This is a genomic window from Psychrobacter sp. DM8 (assembly GCF_051307025.1).
Classification (GTDB): Bacteria; Pseudomonadota; Gammaproteobacteria; order Pseudomonadales; family Moraxellaceae; genus Psychrobacter.
In genome coordinates, this window is the sequence record NZ_CP195538.1 from 2,801,327 (window position 1) to 2,827,748 (window position 26,422).

19 protein-coding genes and 1 rRNA gene are annotated in these 26,422 nt (G+C 45.5%); 8 read left to right on the forward strand and 12 right to left on the reverse strand.

Translation table 11 applies throughout. The annotated features are described in order from the left end of the window. Positions 1-80: 80 nt before the first annotated feature. The 3 genes from ACR64J_RS12050 to ACR64J_RS12060 form a co-directional block, all read right to left on the reverse strand. Entirely contained in the window at positions 81-3,212 is a 3,132-nt protein-coding gene (locus ACR64J_RS12050) for an efflux RND transporter permease subunit (RefSeq protein ID WP_435949864.1), read from the reverse strand. Continuing rightward, positions 3,209-4,525, reverse strand: coding sequence for an efflux RND transporter periplasmic adaptor subunit (locus ACR64J_RS12055; RefSeq protein ID WP_435949865.1), 1,317 nt, complete (start codon positions 4,523-4,525; stop codon positions 3,209-3,211). The genes ACR64J_RS12050 and ACR64J_RS12055 overlap by 4 nt, the downstream gene beginning before the upstream one ends. A 287-nt stretch (positions 4,526-4,812) precedes the next feature. Beyond that, positions 4,813-6,162: an NAD(P)/FAD-dependent oxidoreductase gene (locus ACR64J_RS12060; protein ID WP_435949866.1), complete on the reverse strand. Its 1,350-nt coding sequence runs from the start codon at positions 6,160-6,162 to the stop codon at positions 4,813-4,815. Between the two features lie 388 nt (positions 6,163-6,550). Here ACR64J_RS12060 and ACR64J_RS12065 point away from each other — a divergent pair, with 388 nt between their 5' ends. Next, a complete protein-coding gene (locus ACR64J_RS12065) occupies positions 6,551-6,715 on the forward strand; it encodes a hypothetical protein (protein ID WP_435949867.1) in 165 nt (54 codons plus the stop codon). A 128-nt stretch (positions 6,716-6,843) separates the two neighbouring features. Here ACR64J_RS12065 and recG read toward each other — a convergent pair whose 3' ends face one another. Further along, positions 6,844-9,195, reverse strand: a complete 2,352-nt coding sequence (gene recG / locus ACR64J_RS12070) for an ATP-dependent DNA helicase RecG (protein WP_435949868.1) — start codon at positions 9,193-9,195, stop codon at positions 6,844-6,846. Between the two features lie 97 nt (positions 9,196-9,292). On the opposite strand from recG, the gene ACR64J_RS12075 reads away from it, so the two are divergent. Beyond that, complete coding sequence (locus tag ACR64J_RS12075; protein ID WP_435949869.1) at positions 9,293-10,288, forward strand: patatin-like phospholipase family protein; 996 nt, start codon at positions 9,293-9,295, stop codon at positions 10,286-10,288. Between the two features lie 101 nt (positions 10,289-10,389). On the opposite strand, the gene ACR64J_RS12080 is transcribed toward ACR64J_RS12075, so the two are convergent. Continuing rightward, on the reverse strand, positions 10,390-10,962 hold the full coding sequence (locus tag ACR64J_RS12080) for a hypothetical protein (protein WP_435949870.1): 573 nt from the start codon (positions 10,960-10,962) through the stop codon (positions 10,390-10,392). Positions 10,963-11,261: 299 nt separating this feature from the next. Here ACR64J_RS12080 and argA point away from each other — a divergent pair, with 299 nt between their 5' ends. After that, entirely contained in the window at positions 11,262-12,584 is a 1,323-nt protein-coding gene (argA, locus tag ACR64J_RS12085; RefSeq protein WP_317200786.1) for an amino-acid N-acetyltransferase, read from the forward strand. 90 nt (positions 12,585-12,674) lie between these two features. Here argA and ACR64J_RS12090 read toward each other — a convergent pair whose 3' ends face one another. Then, positions 12,675-13,403 carry an FKBP-type peptidyl-prolyl cis-trans isomerase gene (locus ACR64J_RS12090; protein WP_317200785.1) on the reverse strand — a complete coding sequence of 243 codons (729 nt, stop codon included), beginning with the start codon at positions 13,401-13,403 and terminating at the stop codon, positions 12,675-12,677. 481 nt (positions 13,404-13,884) lie between these two features. On the opposite strand from ACR64J_RS12090, the gene ACR64J_RS12095 reads away from it, so the two are divergent. Then, entirely contained in the window at positions 13,885-15,630 is a 1,746-nt protein-coding gene (locus ACR64J_RS12095) for a mechanosensitive ion channel (protein WP_435949871.1), read from the forward strand. A 100-nt stretch (positions 15,631-15,730) separates the two neighbouring features. On the opposite strand, the gene ACR64J_RS12100 is transcribed toward ACR64J_RS12095, so the two are convergent. After that, a complete protein-coding gene (locus tag ACR64J_RS12100) occupies positions 15,731-17,212 on the reverse strand; it encodes a hypothetical protein (RefSeq protein ID WP_435949872.1) in 1,482 nt (493 codons plus the stop codon). A gap of 244 nt (positions 17,213-17,456) precedes the next feature. On the opposite strand from ACR64J_RS12100, the gene ACR64J_RS12105 reads away from it, so the two are divergent. Then, positions 17,457-18,239: an SDR family oxidoreductase gene (locus ACR64J_RS12105; protein ID WP_317200782.1), complete on the forward strand. Its 783-nt coding sequence runs from the start codon at positions 17,457-17,459 to the stop codon at positions 18,237-18,239. Between the two features lie 79 nt (positions 18,240-18,318). Here the strand turns inward: ACR64J_RS12105 and ACR64J_RS12110 are convergent, their stop codons facing one another. The 3 genes from ACR64J_RS12110 to ACR64J_RS12120 all read right to left on the reverse strand — a co-directional run bounded on the left by ACR64J_RS12110 (position 18,319) and on the right by ACR64J_RS12120 (position 21,812). Beyond that, positions 18,319-19,002, reverse strand: coding sequence for a lysophospholipid acyltransferase family protein (locus tag ACR64J_RS12110; RefSeq protein WP_435949873.1), 684 nt, complete (start codon positions 19,000-19,002; stop codon positions 18,319-18,321). 148 nt (positions 19,003-19,150) lie between these two features. After that, positions 19,151-21,040 carry a DNA topoisomerase IV subunit B gene (gene parE / locus ACR64J_RS12115; protein WP_435949874.1) on the reverse strand — a complete coding sequence of 630 codons (1,890 nt, stop codon included), beginning with the start codon at positions 21,038-21,040 and terminating at the stop codon, positions 19,151-19,153. A gap of 127 nt (positions 21,041-21,167) precedes the next feature. After that, positions 21,168-21,812 (reverse strand): YqiA/YcfP family alpha/beta fold hydrolase, encoded by a 645-nt coding sequence (locus ACR64J_RS12120; protein ID WP_435949875.1) that lies wholly within the window; start codon positions 21,810-21,812, stop codon positions 21,168-21,170. Positions 21,813-21,986: 174 nt separating this feature from the next. On the opposite strand from ACR64J_RS12120, the gene ACR64J_RS12125 reads away from it, so the two are divergent. Together ACR64J_RS12125 and ACR64J_RS12130 are read left to right on the forward strand one after the other, a co-directional pair. Next, the gene (locus tag ACR64J_RS12125) at positions 21,987-22,247 is read left to right on the forward strand and encodes a DUF1289 domain-containing protein (protein WP_435949876.1); all 261 of its coding nucleotides are present in this window, start codon (positions 21,987-21,989) and stop codon (positions 22,245-22,247) included. Positions 22,248-22,403: 156 nt separating this feature from the next. After that, complete coding sequence (locus ACR64J_RS12130; RefSeq protein WP_435949877.1) at positions 22,404-23,309, forward strand: pirin family protein; 906 nt, start codon at positions 22,404-22,406, stop codon at positions 23,307-23,309. Positions 23,310-23,664: 355 nt separating this feature from the next. Here ACR64J_RS12130 and ACR64J_RS12135 read toward each other — a convergent pair whose 3' ends face one another. Then, entirely contained in the window at positions 23,665-24,558 is an 894-nt protein-coding gene (locus tag ACR64J_RS12135) for a S1 family peptidase (protein WP_435949878.1), read from the reverse strand. Positions 24,559-24,762: 204 nt separating this feature from the next. Beyond that, positions 24,763-24,877: ribosomal RNA gene (rrf, locus tag ACR64J_RS12140) — 5S ribosomal RNA — on the reverse strand. 232 nt (positions 24,878-25,109) lie between these two features. Between rrf and ACR64J_RS12145 the strand changes: the two genes are divergently transcribed. Beyond that, the gene (locus ACR64J_RS12145) at positions 25,110-26,261 is read left to right on the forward strand and encodes a catalase family protein (protein WP_435949879.1); all 1,152 of its coding nucleotides are present in this window, start codon (positions 25,110-25,112) and stop codon (positions 26,259-26,261) included. The last annotated feature ends 161 nt before the right edge of the window (positions 26,262-26,422 follow it).

Below are 26,422 nucleotides of genomic sequence, written 5' to 3' on the forward strand. Positions count from 1 at the left end.
TTCCATTGCTAGTTGAAACAATAGCACGATTTAGCTCCATGACTCGTATAGATATGCTTGTATTACTATGTTGATTCTACTCATATCTCATTCGACGTCACCTGTGTATCCTTCTTTAGCATATTTGCACTGTCATCGGTTTTACCATGCGGCCTAAGCCATCTGGCAAACCAGTTCGATAAATCATCCATAAGCGTATATACCACAGGGATGACAACTAGGCTAAGTAAAGTAGAGGTCACCAGCCCGCCCAATACCGCTGCCGCCATCGGACGCCTAAAGGTCGGATCAGCATCACCCCAACCAAATACTAATGGCAACATGCCAGCGCCCATCGCGATCGTCGTCATGATAATCGGGCGCGCGCGTTTACGACACGCATCAATGATAGCTTCAAAACGCGCCAAACCGCGATTTTGCGCGATGATGGCGTAATCGACAAGTAAGATTGAGTTCTTGGTTGCGATACCCATAAGCATAATGAAGCCAATCATCGATGGCATCGACAAGCTGCTGTTAGTGATAACTAAGCCGACAAAAGCGCCGCCTATCGATAGCGGTAGCGCCATTAGGATAGTAAAGGGCTGAAGCAATTTGCCGAACAGCAGAATCAGTACGCCCAAAATACAGATGATACCGACTGACATGGCGATGACAAAGCCACTAAACAGCTCGGCCATGTTTTCAGCCTGTCCTTGATCGATGATCGTAATCGACGCTGGCAGATTTTGCATGGTCTGAGTGTTTTTGACGGCCTGTACCAACTCGCCAAGCTCGCCATTAGCAGGCTGTACGGTGATACTAATAGCGCGCTCACGATCCAAACGCTTGATCTGCGCAGGACCGGTGCCAAAGTTTAGATCCGCCACTTCGCCCACCCGTACGCCCTGACCTGCTGGACTCATACTAGGCACGTACAGCCCTTCTAACTGATTGACGTTTTCTTTGGCAATATCAGGCAGGCGCACGACAATAGGAATCTGCCGCGTATCCAAATTAAGCTTAGATAGACGCTGCTCATAATCGCCAACGGTGGCGATACGCAAGGTCGTGGCGATATCTTGGGTGGTCACGCCTTTGTCCGCCATCGCTAACCTATCTGGAGTCACCGTCAGCTCTTGACGCGGCAGACTGCGATCGCTGGTCACTGAGCCTGCGCTCGGCAAGGCGCGAATATCAGTCATAATCTGCTGAACCGTCTGCTCTAACACCTCAGGATTGGTACTGGTCAAAGAGAAGTTGTAACCGGTCTCGCCGCCGCTCGATAACCCAACGGTAAAGCGCGCACCTGGCACCTCAGATAGTAATTGGCTTATCTTGCGCTCAATGGCTTGCTTTGAGCCACGCTCAGCGCGCGGCGCAAGTACGATATCGAGTCCTGCGATATTCTCAGCCTTATTGCCGCCAGAGTCTGAGTCCATCGATGCCTGCGCCTCGCCTACGGAGGTAAAGATATTGGTCACTTCAGGCATTGCCAAGATACGCGTACTCGCCATTTCAGCGACGCGCGCAGTATCCTCTAAGGCGACATCGGGGGTCAGCTCAATCGCCACCCGCGTCTGATCGATATCGTTGTCAGGGATAAAAGAAGTCGGCAGCAGCTTAACTAAAGCTAACGAAGCAACGAACAGCACTAAGGTTGCACCCATCGTCAGCCAGCGATGATTCAGCGTCCATGAGACGATCTTAAGATAGCGCGTCATCGTACCGCTTTGTACTTCAACGCGATGTTTTTCAGGTCGCAAGATATATGCGGCCATCATTGGAGTAATGAGACGCGCGACCATAAGTGAGGCAAAAATCGCCAAGGCTGCCGTCCAGCCAAACTGACGGAAAAACTGCCCAACCACGCCGCCCATAAAAGCCGTTGGCAAAAACACCGCTATTAAAGTAAAAGTAGTCGCGACGACGGCTAGACCAATCTCATCCGCCGCCTCCATCGCCGCTTCATAGGGGGTCTTACCCATACGCAAGTGACGAATAATGTTTTCAACCTCGACGATGGCGTCATCGACCAAGACCCCGATAACCAACGACAAAGCCAATAAGGAGATGATGTTTAAGCTAAAATCAAACAAATACATCGCCAAAAACGTTGGAATGACGGATAACGGTAAAGCGACTGCTGCTACGAAAGTTGCGCGTACATTTTTTAAGAATAAGAAGACAACGATAACGGCCAAAATCCCGCCTTCGATAAGCATCTTAATTGAGGCATCATAATCTTGTGCGATTGGCGTGGCGCGGTCATAGACCTTTTCAATGTCGATAGTGCTCATCTCGCGGGCAAGCTTGGCAAGCTCAGCATCGACGCGCTCCATAACCTCAACTTCACTAGCGCCGCGCGAGCGGGTGATATTAAAGGCGACGACCGTTTGCCCATCGAGCTTGGCTATAGAATTTGGATCGGCTGGGCCATCAGTGATTTGTGCCAAGCGTCCTAGAGCTTGCGTACCGCCAGTGGGCACGGCGATCTGTAAGTCGTTCAGCTCACGCGCGCGCTCAACCGCACCCAACACGCGAATAGTCTGCGTCGTATTGCCGACCTCAGCCTCCCCACCTGAGCTGTCTTGTTGAATACCTGTTAGTTGCTGGGATAACTGCGAGATTGGAAACCTCAAACCGCTCAGAGCTATAGGATCGGCGGCTACGGTAATCTCACGCTCCAGACCGCCAACACGGCTTACCGTACTGACCCCTGGGATATCAGAGAGGCGCTTGGTGATCGTATCATCGACGAACCAAGACAGATCCTCGACGCTCATATTGCTAGCGGCAACTGAGTAAGTGACTACAGGAAAGCCTGCCGTTGACACCTTGGTAATAACGGGATCGTTAGCCGCAGCGGGCAGATCGCCGCGCACCTCGCCAACGGCAGAGCGCACATCATCAACGGCTTCTTGAATATCTTTTTCGAGCACAAATTCAGTAGCTATGGTCGCAGCGCCTGTCTGCAAGGTCGTGCGAATGTGCTTGACGCCCTCGATACTGGTAATACGGTTTTCAATCTTTTTGGCGACATCATTCTCAAGCTGAGAGGGTGCCGCGCCCGGCAGCGTCACAGTAACTACGACAGCTGGCAGATCAATATCAGGGAACTGCTGCACTTTCATTTGCATAAAGCCGTAAATACCGCCCAATGTGAGCAGTACAAACAGCAAAATAGCAACGAGCGGATTTCTTATCGAATAAGCAGAGACATTTAAACTCATGAGCTTGCCTGCGCACTGTTAGAGGTTTGCATCGTATTGACGATACGCACCAGATCACCCTCATTTAAAAAGCTGCCCCCTTGCTCGACCAGTTGACTATCCGCTGGCAGCGGCTCTGTTACTGCCACTCTATCACCAATGCGCTCACCGAGACTCACGCGCTGCTGCTTGATACGGCCTACTTTTTGCTCGTCTCTAGTCGTACGTATTTGAGTGACTAGCATGACGTAATCGTAGCCGTCATTACTGACGATAGCGCTATTAGGTACGGTTTGCATACTCTCGCTACCTAACAAAAACTCGCCCGTTTGGTACATACCCACGCGCGCAGCAGTGCTTGGCTCTAGGCTAGCATAGATAGTGATTTGCCGATTATTTGCCGCAGTCGGTGCGATGCGACTGACTTGTCCCATGACCGATTGATTATTGGGTAGACTGACTTTAACAGGCGTGCCAACAATCACTTCACCGACTAATTTGGGATCGATATCCGCTTGCCATTCTAAGACTCCATTTTTGATAATAGAAAATAGCGGCGCGCCGCCTGTCACTTGTCCCACTTCAATCATTTTTTCGCTGATGATACCGCTGACTGGCGCAGTAACGGTTGCATTATCTAAAGTCAAGCGCTGACTACTCAAACGTGCTTGTGCCGCCTGTAGCGCCGCTTTTGCCCGCAGCTCTGAGGTGCGATAGCGATCGGCTTCTTGACGACTTATAGCATCGATATCGATGAGCGGTAGCACGCGCGCGGCATCGGCGCTAGCATTGGCAAGGGTCGCTTGCGCTTCTGCAACATCTGCTTCGGCCTGCAATACCTGTTGCTCCATAGCGTCGGTATCAAATATCGCTAGCATTTGCCCTGCTTTTACCCGATCGCCTTCTTCGACTAAGATACGCTCGATAGCGACGCCATTGACTTTGGCGCTGACATTAGCCGTGTCTTTGGCACTAATAGTACCGTCTGCGCTTAAGGTGTTGCCGATACTATCTTGGCTTGGCATAACGGTTTCTACTGACAAGACCGCTTGGGCGGCATCAAATGCATCGCTGCCTACGTCATCACTTTGCGCACTATTGGCAGCGACTGGCTCATCAATAACTGGCTCATCCTCTCCCCAGTACCTACCTAATAAGACACCCGCAATCAGCACCGCAATCAATACAGGCCACAACCAAGCAGGTGTTTTGGACGCTGGCTTTTGAGTTGGAATCGTCTTACGATAAGGCGGTAGCTCAGTGTCGACTACTGGTCTAATCTCTTCAGAAGTAGCAGGGTCTTGCTTATGATTAGGGTCTTGAAGGTCACTCATAATCGGTCTCTACGGATAAGCACAGGGTAAAAAAGGGGTGAACACTCGTTTTTCTATAAAGATAGTTTATATGATTATCAGCGTTTAGCCTTGTAGTCTATCGTACTAGCAGGTCAATTACGGCTGTATTTACACCATCACTGCATAAGCGAAAGTTATCGACAAAAGCTGGAATAAGCATTTTATAGTAAGGGCTATTATGTAGAAAGGCGTAAGTAAATATGACTATTAAATAAGATATAGGGCTTTGAGAATAATAGAAGGGTCTCAAAAAGGTAAGGTACTACCTATAAGCCGCGCTCTTCAAACTTATCGACCAAAGTTAATGCACCAGTTAAGGCCTTTGCGCTACACCAACTCAAAATATCTCCCGGCAGACGAATGGCTTTGCGATTGACGATCCAAAAGTCAGTCAGATCGCTGTTTTGTTCACTGAGCAGTTGCGCGATTAACTTACCATTTAAGTGCGTCAAAGAAACACCATGACCGATACAGCCGCAAGTATAGATAATTTTGTTAGTATTTAGATAGCCAATCTCTGGCGTCATATCTAGATTCACTGAGGTCGGGCCGCCCCATCTATAAGCGATTTTGACGTCCTGTAACTGCGGATAAATCCATTTGAGATGCTCCTCGCAGTGCTGCCATGCTTTTGGGTGGCTATCTTTATCCATATCTTTGCCATAAGCGACAGCGACGCGCCCGCCGCCCATGGTGATACGTCCATCTGCGGTCGGACGAAAGTAATGCACTAATTGCCTATTATCTTCAAACGCTTGTCTTTTATACCAACCGATAGCGTCCCATTGCTCAGGCGTCAAAGGCTGCGTCACCACCTGATACGTCCACACAGGAAGTTGATGGTTTTTTAAGCGTACGCTAGGCACATTATGCGAATAACCATTGGTGCATATCACTAATTTGTCACTGGTAATACGACCATTAGGCGTTGTTACTTTGATGGTTCTAGAGTCTTCGATATCTATCGCAGGCGTTGTCTCATAAATATCGACCCCTACTTGCAAACAGATCCGTTTTAGCTCCCGCACTTGTTTGCAAGGATTTAACAGACCCGTCTGAGGCTCGTACATGCCTGCGAGAAATTTATCGGTTTTGAACGCTTGTGCTAGCGCCTGTTTTGGCTGCCAAGACATATCACCATCTAGACCTAGTTTTTGAAACAACTCATAGGTCTTGCTCAGCCTTTTGGCTTGCCTGTCGGAATAGGCGACTCGAAACATACCCGTGTGCTGATAATCAGACTCAAACTCATGCTCGTGCACTAAGTTTTGTACATGGTTGACGGCTTTGATCATATATTGATGCGCTTCAATGGTCTTTTGCTCGCCCCAGCGCAGCGCCGTTATCTCAGGCTCCAAACCAAAGAGCTTCATACTAAAGCCGCCATTGCGACCACTGGCCCCATAACCGATTATCGCCGATTCAATGACCACGACCCTAGCATTGGGATTGATTTTTTTGAACTCAAAAGCGGTGCTAAGACCACTAAAACCGCCACCGATGATACAAACGTCGGCGCTTATATCGGTATCAAGCGCGGGATTAGGCTTATAATGACCATAGTCTTGTAACCAAAAAGATTTCTCTTGGTATATCTTGTGCTGATTAGCAGTCATGATTACCTCCTGATTATCCTGACATTTATAACTACTGTCTTTTACAATAATCTATAGGGTATGTTTAGCAGAATTTACATACGTCATACAGTATAGTCTTGTAGGTTTGTTACTCTCTAATAGAGAAATCAACAATAACATCATGGTAATCATCAATGAAGATGCTGACTATAATCAGTTCAATATAAAACCGATACAGCGAGATTGAAATGGTTTTTTTGCAGCATCGAGCGGCGTAGGCACAGTACGCAAGAAGAAATTATTTCAATCTCGCGCCATAATACGACGTATCTGTTTTATTTAGTATCGACTATAGACAGTATTAACGCTGCACCGATACCTAGATGCTGATGCACTAGTCCCTACAACAAACAAAAAGGAGCCCATCATGGCTAATAAAGAAAAAGTAAAAGCGGTAAAACAGGCGATTAAAGACGCTCAAGCTGAAATCAAAACGCAAAAGAAAAATATTAAAGATCTCAAAAAAGACCTTAAAAAGGCCAAAAAAGAAAAACCTGAAAAGAAACAAAAAAAGGTCAAAAAAGACAAGTAAGGTTTTTAGCCTTTAAGATTTATATAAATAAAAAAAGAGGATAGCATTGGCTGTCCTCTTTTTTTATTGATGCTAAGCTTTAGGCAGTTGATATCCTTAAGCATCGATATCCTTTAGCATCAATACACTTAAGCATTGGTATAGCGACTAGCCTCTGGCATCCAGCGGTGAATAAGTTGGCTCACATCCGCTTTGCGCGTAGAGTCCGCTATGAGATGTTTAGCCAAACGCTGCGCAATAGCAAACAGCTCTTCATCCCGAATCAGATCGGCAAGATAGTAGCCAATGTTTCCCGTTTGGCGTTTTCCGAGTAGCTCACCAGGACCACGCAGCTCCAAGTCTTTTTGCGCAATGACAAAACCATCGGTACTATCGCGCAGCACGTTTAGGCGTTCTGTACCTGTTTCCGACAATGGCTTTTGATATAGCAACACACAGTAACTTTTGGTCGAGCCGCGCCCGACCCGCCCGCGCAATTGGTGCAACTGTGATAAGCCCAAACGCTCGGCATTTTCGATGACCATGAGTGAAGCATTGGGCACATCGACCCCGACTTCGATAACGGTAGTGGCAATGAGCAAATCCAGATTGCCTGCTTTGAACTCATGCATAATGGCTTGTTTGTCAGCGGATTTCATTTTGCCATGCACCAGACCAATACGGATGTTTAAGCGCTCGTTTAGATCCTCATAAGTGGCCTCGGCAGCTTGCGCGTCTAACACACTAGACTCTTCTACTAATGAGCACACCCAGTAGGCTTGACGACCCTCGCTACAGTTGATTGCAATACGCTCGATAACATCATCACGGCGATTACGATCTATCGTCACAGTAGTGATAGGCGTACGTCCCGGTGGCAGCTCATCGATAATGGAGGTATCCATATCGCCGTAGACACTCATCGCTAGCGTCCGCGGAATCGGCGTTGCGGTCATAATCAGCTGATGGGGCGTACTATTCGCCACGCCTTTATTGGTCAACGCCATACGCTGCTCCACACCAAAGCGGTGCTGCTCATCGATGATGACGAGTCCCAATTTGGCAAACTCAACCGTATCTTGAAACAGCGCATGCGTGCCGACGACGATTTGTACGGTATTATCCGCTACCGCTTCTAAAGCCTCGCGGCGCTGTTTGGCTGTTTGCTTACCTGCAAGCCAGCCAACACCCACGCCTAGTGGCTCAAACCACGCCTTAAAATTCGCCAAATGCTGCTCGGCTAATATCTCAGTCGGTGCCATGACCGCGACCTGCCAGCCACTATCAAGCGCATAGCCTGCTGCCCCTGCCGCGACCAAAGTCTTACCTGCGCCAACGTCCCCTTGCACAAGCCTAAGCATAGGAATCGATATAGCCATATCAGCGACGATGTCAGTCATCACCCGTTTTTGCGCGCCCGTCAGATCAAACGGCAGAGCACCAAATAACTTGTCCGTCAGTGGACTGGTAGTGGCACATTTTGGCGCTTTATGCTTATGCAATTGCTGACGACGATACAGTAGACTCAGCTGATGAGCGGTGAGCTCTTCGATAATTAGGCGCTGGCAGGCGGCGTGCGTACGCGCCGTGAGCTGAGTCAATAGGCGATACTGCTGAGGGGCATCCGTATAAGTGGGCGGCGTATGCAAGAGAACTAGTGCTTCAAATATCGTTAAATGATAGACGCTGTTCATTTCGTGCGCCGTCTCGGCTGTAGCCGTTTTGTCATTTGATGCTAGCTGCTCATGACTCGTATGGTCATAAGGTACTGGACTGGCTTTGTGCACACCGCTTGTGCTGGTCTTATCAGGCACACTACGCGCAAGCTCTGAGAATATATCCTTAGGCTCATCCTCAATGACGACAGGTTGCGATTTGGGATCAAACGGCACAAGCGGCATATCGGCGACCGTCTCAAAGTCCGCTTGCGTGAACAGCGTCATCGGTAGCGCTTGCGTGCGTACGGTTTGTAGCGCCAGTTTAATCAGCGTGCGCAGTTTATTTTGATGCAGACCTTTTACCGTTGGATAAATGGGTTGCAGACCTGTATTGATTAGTGTGCCGGCGGCGCTCATCACTTGGTACTCAGGATGATGCATCTGCTTGCCATAGCGATTAACCTTGATCTCCCCAAACAGTTGCAGCCGTGTACCAAGGCTCATAGTTTGAAGTAGCCCAGGGTACACCTTAAAAAATCGCAATGATACGGTGCCGCTGTCATCATCAATGATTACGGTCATGCCACTACGCTTATTATCGACATGGACTACGCGCCCTGTAATTAGGGCTGACTGCCCATGCGCCAGCTCACCTATCGGCACCAGTCGGCTACGATCCTCATAATCACGCGGCAGATGTAGCAAGAGATCAAATATGCGCTTGATACCTAATTGCTCAAGCTGCTCGGCGACTTTTGGACCGACACCCGCCAGCGCGGTCACAGGCATATCGAGTGACGATTCTGGTATCGAAAAATCTAATGTGATAGAGGCAGAGGGCATCAAAAGTCCTAATTAAGTCTCATACTGTAGGTTATTATAACGGACAACGCGTTTGATTATGCTAAGCTAATTATAACGATAATTATAGGGTATTTTTATGTTTGCCAAGCATAGCCAATCTAGCAAGCTAAGAGCTTTTCGCTTAGCTATGCAGCCTAGTCTGCTGATAGCGCTCACTGTCCTCATGAGTGCCTGTAACAGTATGACGCCAGCTGCAACTATGCCAGCTGCGATCGTAGAACCACCAAGCGTGGCGCTGGTTTTGGGCGGCGGCGGCGCTAAAGGCTTTGCTCATGTTGGAGTGATAAAAGTGCTGGAGGAGAATGGCATTACGCCGACCCTTATCGTCGGTACGAGTATCGGCAGCGTCATCGGTAGCTTGTACGCAAGCGGTTATAGTGCCGCGCAATTAGAGCAGCTAGCACTGACTACCTCTGATAGCGACTTGACTGATTTTACTTGGTCAAATCAGGGGTTTATTGAAGGGATAAAGCTGAGAAACTTTATTAATGCTAAAGCTGAAGGGCGCACTATAGAGAACTTCCCTATTCGATTTGCAGCAGTCGCCGCTGAAAAACATACGCTAAAGAAAACGGTATTTACTACAGGTGATGCCGGCCTTGCAGTACAAGCGTCAAGTAGTGTGCCCAATATATTCATCGCACCGCGCATTCCTGAACGCGTCGGCAAAAAATACATCGATGGCGGCGTAGTCAGTTTAGTACCCGTTGATAGCGCGCGCGACTTAGGCGCGGATATCGTCATCGCCGTCGACGTTACCGCTGCTGATAGCAAAGCGCGCACGAGCGCTACTGATAGAATACCTACTATTACTTCTCTAAGTAGCTTTTGGGGCTTACTTGAGAACACCTTTGCGCGTAGTACCGCCACCTCGAGCAGTCGAACCGCTATGGTCAGTGAACGCGAGCGCGCCGATATTATCATCACCCCAAAAGTCGGTCATATTAGCTCGCTTGATACCAGTCAACGCCGCGCTTTAATCGATGCAGGCGAGCAGGCTACCACGGCGCAAATTGATGCCATCAAAGTATTCATTAAAGATAAAACCAAGAGCAAATATACGGCCCTTTGATGTTATCAATATAAACAAAAACGGCTAAGCACAAAAAAGCACGACAGATATAAACTGCCGTGCTTTTTATCATCGTGTTTTCTGTCGTAGCGCTAATTTATCTATTTAACTTTAGCGCGGTACTTAACCATTACTGTGTCATTGAGACCCACATCTTCGATATCCCAGCGTACTGCTTTATAGTATTTTGGTGCAACCTCTACCAGCTGATTATTGACTCGTGAGCGCAGCGGCATACGAGCAAACGTATTGCCATCGACACTACCATACGGGAACTCAGGCGCGACCACACGTATCATTTCTACTTGCTCAGGGATACTCATGGTAACTGTCATCTTGCGCACGCGATCTGCATTATTATTAGTAAAATAACCCTGATATTCTAAGATGTTGCCAGATTGCAAGCGGGTATTGGCATCGACAGGTATCAAAGTTTCTTGTCCATTGGCATCCACGCCGACGAGCGCTGCGGTCACTGTCGTATTGACCGCTTGCACGCTTGAGGTGCTAGGCTGCATCATCGCTGGATTGTCAACAGTCTGCTCAGGCGTCGGTAGCATCGCCGAAGCTTGAGTGACTGCCATCACACCGATAAGCGTACCTGCGACGACGTGAAATAAGCGATGACCGCTCCAAGCGGTAAATGGATTGGCAAGAGAGTTGATTTTTTTCATGAGGTTCATTATCCCTAATTAATGTATCGATAAAACGAGGTCAGTAAATCGTAGCCGAGATTAATCTTGAGTCGTGATTATTCTTGAGTCGTGTTGGTGCAATAGCGCTTAGCATAGCAAAAAGTATTTGTAGGTATACTAACCCCGTGTTGAGGTTGTGTATATAGCTTTTCCACTATAAATGCCCCTTGATTCTATTCAAATAAAAAGATAGCTCATAACGGTGTTTTTTGCTATGGTAAATCTTTGCAGGCAAACCCTTTTTGTCACCCCTTTTTCCTCTTTAGACTGCTCCTATTATGACTACTAGCGCTATGCCACAGATTAATCCTGAATACGTCCATTGGTTTCGTAACTCTGCGCCCTACATTAATACCCATCGCGGCAAGACTTTCGTTATTATGTTTGGCGGCGAGGCGGTTCGTCATCCCAATTTTAGCACCCTTATTCATGACTTCGCTTTGCTCCACAGCTTAGGTATTAAGCTGGTACTCGTGCACGGCGCACGTCCACAAATTGAGAAGAACCTCAAAGAAGTCGGTATTACCTCTCCTTTGCATCAAGATATCCGCGTCACCCCGCGTGAGGCGATGCCCTCTATCTTGCAAGCTGTAGGCGCGATTCGCTTACAGATTGAAGCGCAGCTGTCTATGGGCCTTGCCAACTCGCCTATGTATGGCTCTCGTATCGATGCCGTCTCAGGTAACTTCGTCACCGCCCGCCCTTATGGGGTACGCGACGGCGTAGATTATCAGATGACAGGTGAAGTGCGCTCAATCGATATAGAAGCTATCAAAAACAATTTGCTTCACGATCATATTGTTATTTTGGGTTCGATGGGTTATTCAGCGACCGGTGAGGTGTTCAATCTATTGGCTGAGGACGTCGCTCTCAGTGCAGCCGTTGCCCTCGGTGCGGACAAGCTGATACTGCTAGGTGCTGAGGCAGGTATCAACGATGATGATCGCCTGCTAAGCGAGATGATTCCTAATGAAGTAGATCGCTTTTTACGCGATCGCGATTTGAACCAAGAGCTGTGCTACTTTTTGCACTGCGCCAGCAAAGCCTGCCGCCAAGGGGTACATCGCACCCATATCATCTCTTATGCCAAAAACGGCGCTTTGTTAGAAGAGTTATTTACCCGTGACGGCTCAGGTACGCTTATCAGCCATGATCCTTACGAGGAGATTCGCCGTGCGACTATCGATGATGTCATCGGTCTCACTGAGCTACTAGCGCCACTTGAGGAACAAGGTATCTTGGTTAGCCGATCACGTGAGCGCTTAGAACAAGAGATCGACAACTACAGCGTGATCGAGCGTGACGGCATGGTTTTAGGTTGCGCCGCCCTTTACCCTTTAAGTAAAGACTCAGCCGAGGTTGCTTGCGTTGCGGTGCATTCTGAATACCGCAATGGGAGCCGCGGCGCTGATTTGCTGGCATTTTTGGAGCAGCAAGCGCGTAGTCATGGTCTCCATAAACTGTTTGTATTAACCACACGTACCGCGCACTGGTTTGTAGAGCAAGGCTTTGAAGAGGTTGATGCTGATGCCCTGCCCAAGGAACGCTTAGAGCAGTATCACAATGGTCGCAACTCAAAGGTATTCCAAAAAACGCTATAGGCTTATTTTAATAGCGCTTAGCTTAATAATACCTAGCAACAAAAAAGCCCTTCAAATATTGAAGGGCTTCTTGTTTATAAGGTGTTTATATTACTTAACATCTATGAGTTCAACGACAAAGATAAGGGTGCTGTTAGGCTCAATACCTGCGTTACCCGCTTCGCCATAAGCGATATCACCTGGGATATAAAACTCGTATTTACCGCCCTCTTTCATTAGTTGCAAGCCCTCAGTCCAGCCAGCGATCACTTGATTGAGTGGGAATTCAACAGATTCGCCGCGCTCATATGAGCTGTCAAATACCGTACCATCGATCAATTTGCCTTCGTAGTTTACTTCAACCACGTCTGTCGCTTTTGGCGATTGACCCGTTCCTGCCTCTAGCACTTTATATTGCAAACCACTATCCGTGGTCATCACGCCCTCTTTTGCAGCATTGGCTGTCAAAAAGGCTTCGCCTGCAGCTTTGTTTTCAACCGCTTGAGTTTGCATGTCTTGAACAAACTTCTCTTCTTGCTCTTTTTGATACGTCATGAGCACTTCTTGCATTTGCTCTTGGGTTAGAGCCGACTCTTTGCCGTCGTAACCATCACGAAAACCCATCTCAAAGGTATCTAGGTTTAGATCATCAACGGCTTCTTTGTTGCCTTCAGCCATCATAAATCCTAAGCTGTAGCCAACTTTTTCATTAGCCGTACTTTGCTCAGTGATAGCCACGCTTTGCGCCGCTGCTTCTTGATTACCGTTATTAGTGCTACAGCCAACTAATACCATAGCGCTGGCAAGGGCACTGATGCTTAAGGTAGTGATTTTTTTCATAAATTGCTCTCAATTGGAAGAATAGTGGCAAGATGTCACAGTGACGATATCATAGCAAATCTTGGTTTTGTGAGCCATGTTTAGCGCAAAATTATCGGTGCAATGTACAGTCTATGTAAGTATTTACTATAAACATAACAACTTATCACACAAATATAGTGGCAGGTTAAGCTTTCTGTCTTTATATTCACGATTATATCAGCTAAGCTAATTTGGTTAAGAAGATAAGTAACTCTTGGTAACTTTTTATTAAACTACTGATAATATATGGTCTTTATTTTGAATGATATACCACCTATTTTTAGTGCCTTTAATAGCTAGTTAGCGACTTAATTATTCAACGAATAATGCCAATTAAAATACTATTTATTATAACTGTCCGTATGTGTTTTCATTATAAAAGTGATTGTTTTGAGTTTACATCCTTCAATATCATGACTTTTATTCTGCTACTCATATGTGAAGTTTAAAGGAGGACAGGATGAACCCAACGTTTACATCTTTTAATGGCTATCTTGGTGGACCTATCGGTTCTATCATCGGCGCTATTCTTATCTTTATCATTGGCTGGCTTGTTGCTTTAGGTATCGCAGCAGTAGTGCGCGGTGTGTTAGCAAAGGTCAATGTCAATCAACGTATGAACACCTCAACAGGTAAAACCTACGATATAGAAGGCATAGTCTCCAAGATTGTCTTTTGGTTTATCTTTATTATCGCGATATCAGCGGCATTAAATCAGTTAAACCTCAATTCAGTATCAGCACCGTTCGCTAATATGGTCGGTCAAGTGCTCTCGTTTATTCCAAACCTCATCGCTGCTATCGCCGTTGGTGTGATTGGTTGGGTCATTGCTACTGTAGTACGTACCGCTATCAATACTGGACTGTCTAAGACGTCAATGGATGAGCGTTTAAGTGCTCAAGCTGGCGTAAAACCTATGAGCAGCACGATTGCTGATATGGTTTATTGGTTCATCCTACTTATCGTTTTGACAATGGTTCTAGGTCAATTAGAGCTTGATGGTCTATTTGCACCGCTCACTAACATGGTCGATAAGATCTTTAGCTTTATCCCTAATATCTTAATTGCAGCGGTTGTCTTTGTTGTCGGTTATATCATCGCCAAAGTCGTACGCGGCATCGTCACTAACCTTGTCTCTACTTTTGATGTGCAAAAATTAGCCTCAAGAGCAGGTTTGAGCGAAGAGAACAGTCTGCCTAATATCGCAGGTTCTTTAGCCTTTTTAATCGTTATTATTCCAACGACAATTGCCGCTCTAAACGCGCTAAAAATTGACGTTATCGCTCGTCCAGCAACCAACATGCTGAACAAAATCATGGAAGCTTTGCCAAATATCTTTATGGCAGCGGCAATCTTGATTGTGACTTTCTATGTTATTCGCATGGTCGCTAACATCATCAAAGGCTTAATAGAAAACACGCAGATCAATCAATTGCCAGCCAAAGTCGGTCTACAAGAGACGATGGGCGACAAGCGAGTATCTGACGTCGTAGGCTATGCCATTATCTTCTTTGCGATGTTATTTGCGGCAGTTGCGGCAGCTGACTTATTAGGTTTTGAGCCTATCTCAGCGATCATCACGATGTTTATCGCATTTGGTGCGAACATCATCTTGGGCGCGATCATCCTATTCATCGGTTTTTGGCTTGCCAATATCATCGCCGGTGTCGTTGAGCGCTCTGAGCAAGGATCGCAGTTCTTAGCGAATATCGTACGCGTATTGATCATGGGCTTAGTATTAGCCATGGGTCTAAAAGCTATGGGTATTGCAGATTCTATCGTTAACCTAGCATTTGGTCTAACACTAGGCGCTGTTGCTGTAGCCTTTGCCCTTTCATTCGGTCTTGGTGGTCAAGAAGCCGCCGCTCGCTTCTTACGTAAGATGCAGGACAAGATGGACAAAGAAAGTGACAAAGCAAAAGCAAAATCTGCTGTGACGCCTAATAGCAGCACGCAGGACAAAGTTGCGGACGCGGTACGCGAAAACACGCCAAGCGCTGCTACTGCTGATACTACCAATACTTCGGTAACTGCCACTACGCCTACAACCACAAATACTACTACGAACGACTTTAGTACAGATACTGTCGATACGAGTAAGCTTGGGTCTGAGTCTGTTGACACTACTGATGTCGAAAGCAACACCCGCTCAAACTTGTTGTCTGATCAAGGTCTAAACAACGATCTAAATAATGACAACAAATAAGCTAGATTACTCTTAAGCACCAAAAAGACAGCCTAGGCTGTCTTTTTTTATGGCTACTGTTTGAGTTTAAACTTATAGGACTTAGCAAAGTTGAGACTATCTAAGGCTTGTCTTTGCGCGCAGGAATTGACAAGTTTAATTGCATACTAGGCAGTTTTTTAAACTTCCCTTTTTCTATATTCTTGTGCTTTGGAGCGCTAGATACCTGTGCACTCTTAGCTCGGATTTCGCTAGTGACTTGAGGGTTACTTGTTTGCTGACTGTCCTCTTTTAGCCTAGAGGTTTGTGGTTTTAGCTGCTGAATTTGTTTAGTGAGTTGCCGCTCTTTTTGAGTCGTCGCATCTATAGGTTGAATCCATAGATCGATATCGATAAAGGTATCATCTTGATCTGTAATAAAGTCGATGCCCATTACGATTACATGATGCAACTCTGCAAGCGGTAAGCGCGTTGCTACCTCCTGCGCGATATCGCTAAGCTTAGGCTGAATAACTGCCTTACTTTGCTGAGCGCCCTTTACTTGACCGTAGAATACCAAAACATAATGTCGACCCAAGTGCTCATAAGAGTGCTGATGCACCACGTAGCCACTTTGCTGCAAAGCGTGTTCTTGTTTGGGGTGCTTGTATATAGTACGAACGAGCTCATGACGAGAGAACAGTGACTCATCGAGCAATTGCTTCTGCCACTGTATCGATCTTGGCTCCTTACGATAGCCTCTTTTATCCGCCTGCTGCTTGGTATCGACGGTCGTCATCATCTGTGCAATCAGCTGCGACCATAGAGTTGATGCCTGTTGCATATGACGCTGATACATAGGCGATGTTTTGCTTTTGCTTTTTTGCGCAAGCTTCATCGTAATCAGTGCAGAATTGGGCTTATCTTGCATCTTATAATTCATCAAAGCATTGTCGATAGTGATGGCTTGAGTGAATAACACATCATCACTCATAAAGGCATCGAGCACCTCTTGCTCTGAATCAAAGTCTACACCGTCGTCAAGCGCTGAGCGCTGCAAATACGCTAAATGATACTCCAAAAACCGCCATAACTCACAAGGCGTCTGTACTGCTGTAAGTATAGCGTGCCAGTCCTGTCGACTAAAAACCTGTAGCTGCTGAACGTTTTCGCTCATATCAACGACCAGATCCTCCATGAAGTAGCGCGCGCCAAAGCTGTGCTCAAAAGCGCGGCTTTGAGCATTTTGTATATCTAAAAGACTAAACGCTTGACTTAGATCGTTATGATTGTGGAGCTGAATATCAAAGGTTAATAGATTGTGACTTTTTAAATCCTCAGCATTCTGTGTCAAAAACAGTTTATGCCATGCCAACGCTCCCTTAATCATAGCCATGCGCTCGCTTTCTATGACGCTACGACTACTGTGAGCTGGCAAGTAAAGGGTGAATGCTAATATATTAATCCCACCCAAAGGCAACTGATAGCGGTATAAAGTGGCATGATGCTGTGCGCTATTTGTACCTAGTGGTACTGGAAGCGCAACCTCAACAGGCCGTACTGATAAGTAGCAGGCTAAATCTTTTGCTAAAAAAGGTGGCGTGCTCTTTGGGGTTTTAGACAAAATCTGACCCTTTCATTGGTAAATCAAAATAATCTTTAAATAAACAGCATAAGTGCAATCTTATTCTCTAGTACGATAAAAAATACTATACATAAGAATAATTATACACAATCGCTTTCATAGCGATGAGTTGTTATGATGACTAAAATAGCTACAAACAAACTGATGTTCTGTCAATTATTTTAGCCGTGTTCAGTTATATCTACGGCGCACTTACCACTTATAATAACAAGGATTCAAAATTATGAAACGTTTTAAAGAAAAAACCGTGATCGTCACTGGTGCAGGTTCAGGCATGGGGCGTGCAACCGCTATCCGTTTTGCCAATGAAGGCGCTAATGTTGTGCTAGTAGGGCGTACTGCTGAGACTTTGGAGGAGACCGCAGGCGAATTTCCACAGGACAAAACGTGGATTCATTCAGACAATTATATGGTTGTCGTTTGCGATATTAGCGACCAAGGTCAAGTACAGGAGATGATTAAGCGCGTTATAGACAAGTTTGAGCACTTAGATATCGTCGTAAACAATGCAGGCAAAGGCATGCAGGGCAAAATCATAGACTTATCCGCCGAGGACTGGCAATCGGCTATGGACGTCAATTTAAATGGCACTTTTTATGTTTGCCAAGCTGCCCTGCCACACTTAATCAAAACCAAAGGCAATATCGTCAACGTCTCATCGCTATCTGGTATCGGTGGCGACTGGAATATGGCGGCTTACAATGCAGCTAAGGCAGGCGTGACCAATCTTACGCGTACCTTAGCGCTCGATCATGGTGCAGACGGCGTCCGTGTTAACGCGGTCAACCCTACTGCGACCAAAACCAGTATGACTAAAGACATGCGAGAGGATCAAGAAAAGGTGGATAAGTTCCTAGCGCGCTGTCCTCTAGGACGTTTTGTGACGCCTGAAGATATTGCAGGAGCCATTACCTTTTTGGCAAGTGATGATGCTTTAATGATTACTGGCGTTAACTTGCCTGTCGATGGCGGCGTGAGTGCCTCTAATGGACAACCGCACTTTTAATTAAAATTACTTATCCTAGAGTTATTTGTCACTGTAAAACAAAAATAGATAGCGCCGCTCGGTGCTATCTATTTTTTTATTATTCAGGCTCTTTATTGTTCATATCCTGTAGCGGCTTAGATAAGCGCTTAGGATATCGCGGCACCACCCCTCGGTACTGCTCATATATCTTTGGCAAATCAGCATCGATGTCACCAGTAGGATAAACGGGCGACAAAAACCGCACTTCCTTAGTCTTATAATCGAGTGCTACGGGCAAGATTGGCACATTAGCGCCGACTGCTAGATAATAAAATCCCGTTTTCCACTTATCGGTATAGTCGCGTGTACCCTCAGGCGATAACCCCAAAAATAGCGGCTCACCACTTTTAAATTTATCAATACTCGCCTGCAAAACCGAACCTTTTTGACCGCGATCAATAGGAATAATACCCATCCAACGTAGCAGCTGCGAGAGTACAGGTACTTTGAATAAAGTATGTTTGCCCATGATGCTGATTTTTAGATCAAGTGCAAACAGATTGGGCAAAGCATAGACACCGTCGACATTAGAGGTATGCGGCAATGCCAGTACCACTGCTTGCGAGATGTTCGGAATCTCGCCAACGCTGCGCCACCCCATAGCCTTTACCATTACTGAGGCAATCGTTGGCGTAAACTTATTACCGCGTTTAGGTATCTTAGCGCCTAAATCTTTTCTGTTAAGCTTAGGTAATCTGCTGGTTTTTGTGGGCTTTGATTTATCAATTGTCTCAGATTTCATAGGGGCATCGCATAATAAAAGATACCCTTATCATACCATTAACTTATGAAAACTTAGCCAAATAAGCCGACTTTTATAGATATTTGTTGCTGTGCAGTTCGCTCTAATATGACTAATGACTATTGCTAAATCGGCATATCAGCCAAAACTAAACGGGTATATCTGCCAAGTTACCTTTATCCTCAAGCCATGACTTGCGATCAGACGAGCGTTTTTTGGCAAGTAGCATATCCATAATGCTATTAGTCAGTGCCATATCGTCCATATCTAATTGCACCAAGCGCCTTGTATCGCGGTTCATTGTTGTCTCGCGTAGCTGCTCAGCACTCATCTCCCCTAGACCCTTAAATCGGGTAATCTGGGCTTTTTTGTTACCTTGCACGCTCGCCAATATATGCTTAAGCTCAGACTCATCTAACGCGTAATGTACCTCACGACCCACATCGACGCGGTAAAGCGGCGGCATCGCAACAAACAGATGACCTGCATCGACAAGTGCTGGAAAATGCTTGACGAACAGTGCACAGATCAAGGTGGCAATGTGCAAGCCATCAGAGTCAGCATCGGCTAGGATACATATCTTGTCATAACGTAGCTCTGATAAGTCATCTGATGCTGGATCGACACCGATAGCGATAGCGATATCATGAATCTCTTGGCTTGAGAGCACGGTATCTGAAGAGACCTCCCACGTATTTAGAATCTTACCACGTAGCGGCAGTATCGCCTGATAGTGACGATCACGTGCTTGCTTAGCACTACCGCCAGCGGAGTCGCCTTCTACCAAAAACAGCTCTGCCCCATCACGCAGATCACCTCGGCAGTCGGCCAGTTTGCCCGGTAGCGCTGGACCTTGAGTGATTTTTTTACGTGCGACTTTTTTAGCAGATTTTAGGCGGCGTCCTGCTTTATTAATCGCTAATTCTGCAATCTGAGCGCCTAAATCTGCGTGTTGATTGAGCCATAAGCTAAACGCATCTTTGGCAAGCGTTTGTACTGCTCCTGCCGCTTCTCGGCTTGAGAGACGCTCTTTGGTCTGACCTGAGAACTGCGGCTCAGAGAATTTGAGCGACAAGATATAATTAATCCCATCCCAGACATCCTCACCGGTAAGCTTGACGTTACGCGGCAATAGATTGTGAATATCACAAAACTCACGCAGCGCTTCTAAAATACCCGTACGCAGCCCATTTACGTGGGTGCCGCCTTGAGCGGTTGGAATGAGATTGACATAACTCTCTTGAATGGGCACGCCGCCCTCAGGTAACCAAGACAGTGCAAAGGTGATGCCGGCGCGCTCGCTACCTGTCGCTTCATAATTATAATAAAAAGGCTCTGGCGGTAGGGTCTCAAGCCCATCTAATTGCTCGGTTAGATACTCAACCACCCCATCGGTAAATTGCCAAACAATCTTTTCATCATTGATCTCATCTGTGAACTCAATAGTGAGTCCAGCGGCCAACACCGCCTTGGCCTTTAAGGTGTGCTTGAGCTGTTTGATATTGAATTTAGGCGTATCAAAGAAGGTACTATCTGACCAAAACCGTACTCTAGTACCACGTTTGCGCTTGTTTGGACTGACCGATTCGGTCAATGGCGTCACTGGCGCACCGTTCTCAAATGCCATGTCGAATTGAGTACTATCACGCCACACCGTCACTTCCACACGTGTAGACAAGGCATTGACGACAGAGATGCCAACGCCGTGCAAACCGCCGGACACTTCATAGTTTGAGGTCGAAAACTTACCACCAGCGTGCAAGCGAGTTAAGATAATTTCAATACCCGACTGACCAAATTCAGGATGGATATCTGTTGGCATACCGCGGCCATCATCTTCGACCGATAACGAACCATCCTCATGAAGCCTGACTTTTATGGTTTTGGCATAGCCCGCCAGCGCTTCATCAACCGAGTTATCGATGACTTCTTGCGCTAAATGATTGGGACGGGTGGTATCGGTATACATGCCAGGACGGCGGCGGACAGGCTCAAGGCCTTCTAAAATCTCTAACGATTGCGCATTATATTGACTCAAAATGCTTTCCTTAATATCTACAAACTCTATGTCCTTATTATAACCAAAAACCGCACGTTAAAGGCTGATAGTTACAGGCTTACGTCATATAATGTCGTTTATTCTAGCGCGTGCAAAATATAGTATTTTAAGATGATAGTTGCTGCACAATATCTATCACTAAAGGCAGGTGCTTCGCAAAATCACTAAAGCGATGATCGCCGCCCTCTTGCATGATAACAGTCGCGCCTTTTGCTTGATAAAACTGCTTGGAGATTTGAGCGTCTAATAACTCATCACCGTCTTTGATCAGCGCAGCGACTTTGTCAGGACAATGAATAGCGGTTAGCTGATGATCGGCAAACCACGTCAAGTCAGCTCGAGTCATTACCCAGCCACCAGTCGTGGTATAAAGCGTCTCATCACTGTTACTGTCACTGTTATTTTTACTAGCAGACTCTAGAGTATCTGCATGAGCATTATCCTGAAAACGTTGCAGAGTGACATGCGGCTGGGTACTTGGATTCAATAGTAGCGCGCCGCAGCCCATATGATTACTCACTATACTGGCAAAATAACCACCCAAGGAGCTGCCGACCAAAACGGTTTTGGCGTCCGTACTTAACTCAGCCACTACATCAGTCAAATAGCCAAAGACTCGCTCAGGTGACTGGTTTAGATCAGGACGATGTACGCTAATGTCAGGATGATGTCTGGCGCAGTAGCGCTCTAGTAATTGACCCTTAACGGAGTTTGCCGTACTGTCTAAGCCATGAATATAAACGAGGTTCACGTGTCGTCTCTCTTGTTATGTCAGCTATTATAGTGAATAATTCAATTATCATAAGCCTATCACAGCTTCGTTGTGAGCAATAATGACAAAACGGCACAGCGATAGTCTTTAATCAAAAACTAAGCAATTTAATGCAGTCTATCAGTGCATTCTAACCCAATAAAAGGAGATGTCATGAGTGAGCAGATCGAACTGTTTGACATCGACAATCCTTGTGTCGGCGTATGCACGAGCAATAAAAAAGGCTACTGTTTTGGCTGTCTGCGTAGCCGTCCTGAGCGCCAGTTGTGGCTGAGTATGAACACCGAACAGCGCCGAGAAGTATTAAGGTTAATCGTAGGTCGCAGGCAGCGTATTGAACAAATGCGACAGCGTAAAGGTGAGCAACTAGGCTTTGATTTTGAAGAAGTGATTGAGACGGGTGAGTTGTTTTAACCTTGCAATAAATTAACTTATACTTAAAAAGTTGAATCTCTTATTTACATTTACTACACAATAAAGTATTGAAATCTACAACCCCTTACCCCAAATATATGGCTGAATATGAATAAAAGAAGTCCATTATTCACAATCATAAAATGGGAGAGAACCATGAATAACACGGTAGTAAAAGACGTAGCAAATAGCGTAAAAGAAACAGTCACCCAATCTCGCCAAATTGAGCACCTCTATGCTGGGGTAGACACCCAAGATGGTGCTGGCGTTAAACTGACTCGCGTGCTCACGCAGAAATTACAAGAGCGCCTTGACCCTTACTTGATGCTGGATAACTTCAAAAGCGATAATCCAGATGATTATGTCGCCGGCTTCCCCAATCATCCACATCGCGGCTTTGAAACGATTACTTATATGATCACTGGCCGTATGCGTCATCGCGACAGCGCGGGCAACGAAGGATTATTACAAAACGGCGGTGTGCAGTGGATGACGGCGGCGAGCGGTGTCATCCATTCAGAACTGCCTGAGCAAGAAGATGGCGCGATGGAAGGCTTCCAGCTGTGGCTCAATCTACCTGCCAAAGATAAAATGAATGATCCTTGGTATAAAGATTTCCAAAGTGAGGACTTGCCTAAATACACCACAGAAGATGGCGTGGATGTTACTGTCATTGCGGGGACATCGCACGGCGTTGAAGGCGCAGTCACACGCGATATCACTGAGCCGACGTATTTGGATATCCATCTACCCGCAGGCACTAGCTTTAGTCAGGCCATTCCAGCTGATCACAATGCGTTTGCCTTTGTGTATCGCGGTACGGTAGATATCGAAGGCGAAACAGTACCGACCAAAAATATGGCTATCTTAAAAAATGACAAAGATGCCGATGGCGTGACTATTACCGCCGATAGTAGTGAGGACACCAAAGTGATTTTGATTACTGGTCGTCCATTACGCGAACCAATTGTACAATACGGTCCGTTTGTGATGAACAGTCAGCAAGAGATCATGCAAGCGGTTAATGATTTCCAAAGTGGTAAGTTTGGTGAAGAGGCTTAGTTAATAGCTTAGTTTGTTAAATACTTTATTACATGTTAAAGCCCGTATTAGTTTGCTAATATGGGCTTTTTTGTGGGAAAAGAGTTTTTTATAGCTTATTTGTACCTCTTAAATCTCAACCACTACATTATCTCTTTCTAACTTAGGCTGGCGACCTAACTCAAAATTAGGATAAATAAAAAATACAAATTTTAATTTAGCTTCAGTTCCTAATACCTTGTCTATATCTTTTTTAGCTTTTGATTATTAGCTGGAGTCACTGACACAAAGATCTCAGCAGTCAGCTAACCACATTCAGATTCAATGTCAGAACCTGAAGCAGTTCCAAGGTTAAGACGAAATGGAGCTAATATTATTAGTCATAGTGTTCGGGTTGAGACCATTTAAATGGCTGCGATTTCTGAGCAATCTCTCTTTCATACTGAACAATATCAAGACCATCAATAATATCAAGCAATAGACTTTCTTTCCACACATGTCCAAGTTCTAAAGACTCTTCGTGACTTATACCAATCTTCTTAGCATGATTGAACTCTTCTAAATATTTTTTCTCATTTAATATTTGCATACTTGCATATATTCCTAGAAACTTTCGCGCTTTACCGATCTCAATATTTCCATCCTCATTTTCATAAGATCCATGAGTTATTGCAAAGACTGGTGATCCAGACATTCCCGAGAAAGCTGAGATATCAACAACAAAATAAGGCTTTCCATCAAAATCTACTAATGGTTCGCTTGCAATATGCCCAGTCTTCCAAATAGGAAGAAAGTTTGTCTTATCATAGTATCCGTAGGGATAGCCTATAAATGTAACAGGTGTAGTTGGCTGTAGTTTTACCTTCTGATCTGTAGTCCATTCAGGAGCAGCAATCACAGTTAATTTTGCATCACCAATAACGGAACTTGGCAATGGAATTACAACCATATCAGCCTCGGCATAAACCTTTGATTGTACCCAAGTGGGTTTACCATCTGTAGTAAACAATTGGAGCTCAACTGTTCTAATAAGATGTGGTTTAGAAATATTTAGGTGAAACTGTATTTCTATTGATGTACCTTTAGGATCAAGCATACTTCCTGGCTTATTTCCTGTAACTACATGATAGTTTGTCACAAGAAATATAGTAGCATCCCCATTTTCATCTCTTCTAGCAAAGAAAAATCCTGTTCCTTGAGAAATTTTTTCACTTTCGTTTCTTAGAACCACTATTGTTGTTGTCGTAGATAAATGATTTAAACCTAACAATTACTTCTCCTTTTAATCATAACTCATTAGATTATAAAACTTAAACAGCTTGTATCAAAGTATAGCTATGAAGTATATATACTTAATTATTGTATATTTATCTCTTCAACTGAATAATAGTTTTATCAATCATTAATTTTTAGATTTGACACCCATAAAAAAAGCCCCCTCTGCGTTAGCAAAGGGGGCTTTTCAGGAATAGGGAGCTGACGATGACCTACTCTCACATGGCCGGAGCCACACTACCATTGGCGCTACGATGTTTCACTTCTGAGTTCGGGAAGGGATTAGGTGGTGCCATCGTGCTATTGTCGTCTATTTTGTAGCAAACTAGAATCGCTATTGTATGTCAATTTTAGGCAGCGTAAAAGCTACATACAGGCATAGCCTTCCGTCTTGCGCTGCGGATGACTGTTTCCCAGACGGTCGTTATTCCTTGCTCACCTTTACACATCACCAATATTTATCATCAATATTAGCGACCAAACTTTTGTAAAATAACTAAGATTTCAAGTCTTAAGTCTTAATTTACCAACAGTAGGTAGCTGATTATGCTAAAGAAGTTGTTTAAACCAAAATACGTCAAGTTCGATGAAAAATACACCACCCTAAGTGCAGAAGATCAGCAAACGATGGAAATGATCACCGCTGATATCCGTGACTACGTGCAAAAGAGCAAAGAAGCCAATAAACTTGATCATCATACCCGCGCCGTCCATGCCAAAAGCTATTGCGGACTCAAAGCCAAGTTTGAGATTTTAGATAATTTACCCAAAGAGTACGCGCAAGGACTGTATGCAAACGCAGGTATTCATGATGCCGTCATTCGATTCTCAAATGCTGCGGCAGGTGTGGACGCAGATAGAAGGCTGGGCTTGGGACAAGGACTCGCTATCAAGATATTTGATGTGCCGGGCAAAAAGCTCACCTCTGGTGAAGAGGACTGTACCACCTTTGATTATGCGCTAGTGAATGGGCCTATCTTCTTTACCAACAGTCTAAAAGATTATGCTTATCTGTCTAAATTAAATTTTGAGCTAAACAGCTACTTAGGTGATGGCCTGCTCGGTAAAGGCAAACTGGTATTTGACTGGCTGACCAAATACGGCAAAGCATTTCCTAATGTAGAAGGCATAAAGACTCTAAATGCCTTTAGAAAGCTGGCTACCATTCCACCAAAGAACGCTTGGCTATACGATTACTTCTCGCAAGGCGCGTGCCGTCATGGCGACTATATGGCCAAGATTAGAGTGACCCCTACCAAGGCATCTGTTGCCAAAATTAAACGTCGTGACATTCACTTGTTTACAGAGGACGAGGCCATCCGCCCCGCTATTATCCAAGAGATTCAAGAACACGACTATCAGTTCGATGTACAAATACAGCTGTGCCATAATCTTAAAAAGCAGCCTATCGAAACACTGACTAAAGAATGGGACGAATCTGATGTGCCTTTCGTCACAGTAGCAACGCTAACTGTACCTTGTCAGGATGTAGCAGACGATGGCAATGTTGACGCGATAGAGAACCTAAGCTTTACCACCTTTAGATGTTTAGAAGAGAATCGTCCTATCGGAGTGATTCAAACCTCGCGTTTGCAGGCATACAAGACCTCTTCTGATACTCGTCACGAGCACAACAATGTAAAACGCAAAGAGCCTAGTAGCTTAAAAGAAGTATTTGATAAACCAACTACTAAGTAATTTAGTGTTTATAGTAATGATTTGAGCAAACAAAAAAACCATCATTCGTAAGAATGATGGTTTTCTTAAACATAAAACAGGAGACAAAGAAAAGCCCAATCCTGAATAAACAGGATTGGGCTAGTCTAGGAATAGAGAGCTGACGATGACCTGAGAACCGT